The organism is Stutzerimonas sp. LR2, assembly GCF_055755175.1.
Genome location: NZ_JBVTRR010000043.1, coordinates 1 through 1,001, shown reverse-complemented (window position 1 = coordinate 1,001; position 1,001 = coordinate 1). Strand labels below are relative to the sequence as shown.

Genomic DNA, 1,001 nt, shown 5'->3' with positions numbered 1-1,001 from the left:
GTGCTGCCTTAGCGGATGTAGCCCCACAAATATAGCCGACACCCAATAGCGTTGACTGTGTCAACGAGGTTTCCTCAAACCCGGCCAGAGAGAACCAGCAAAGGCAGAAAACGCACATCACGCTAAGGCAGCACAAAAGACTACGTCGAGAGATGAGCGGGTAACGCAGTGCGCATGCCGCAATGTGTTGAAGCTCAGCAAACGGAAGAATAAACAAGCTCCGCATCAGCCTGCCCTCCGGCTTTCCAAAGCCAGTCGATTCCGGATCAGTGTGTAACGGTCATGGAAAAGGTGGCTTTCTGCAATTCCACTGGCCTGGCGACTACAGAACCAAGTCACATCATGAACTTGTGCATAAGAGACGTGTTCTTGCTTGTTCAGCAGTACAATGAGTTCACGAATGACGTCTTCTGGCGCACCACTGGCCGCGAACCGAAGCAAAGCTGCATGCGTAAACGGGGTTTCAATCGCGGAGATTTGGTAAAACAGTCCACCAGGATAACGCGCTAATGCGATCATTGAGACCATCACAGCGGAAGCTGCGCCTATCAGTGTCAACAATGGCATTACACCACCCATCGCTATAAAACTGGCCCCAGCGCTCACCATCGTCATTCCCGTGATCAGTGCAGTTGTTCCGGCCAAATTACGCTTCATGGTAACGCGGCGCATGCCCTCTAACGAGATATGACCCGCTCTCGCTTCCTGTTCAAGGAAATGCGAAAGGGACTCGTTGTACTCGGTGCCGGGTGTAATACTGCCTCTAAATTTGGACATAGTGCCCCCTGTGCTTGTATTACTGACAGGTTAACCCTGAGGCACTGACTGACGAAATTAAAAGGGCAGCAGAATGAGGGGGTTTTAAGACAAAAAAAGAGCCTTTTATTGAGGCTCTCTTTTGTGAAAATGGTGCAGCGCTTAGCGCTAATCCGGTAACGCGAGCAGGTGATAAAACGGCTTTTGCGCCAATTCCGTATTGGATAGGCCCCAACAGCAAGAAG

General features: G+C 50.8%; 2 protein-coding genes. Both read right to left on the bottom strand.

Features of this window, described 5'->3' with window-relative positions; genetic code table 11:
* Positions 1-225: 225 nt before the first annotated feature.
* A complete protein-coding gene (locus tag ACVRRC_RS21895) occupies positions 226-777 on the bottom strand; it encodes a hypothetical protein (protein WP_162762212.1) in 552 nt (183 codons plus the stop codon).
* A 19-nt stretch (positions 778-796) separates the two neighbouring features.
* A partial coding sequence (locus tag ACVRRC_RS21890; protein ID WP_472997560.1) for a hypothetical protein occupies positions 797-1,001 on the bottom strand: 205 nt, incomplete at its 5' end.

What these genes read in the sequence shown, in the direction of transcription:
- ACVRRC_RS21895 (WP_162762212.1), bottom strand. Translation starts at nt 777, where the DNA reads ATGTCCAAATTTAGAGGCAGTATTACACCCGGCACCGAGTACAACGAG.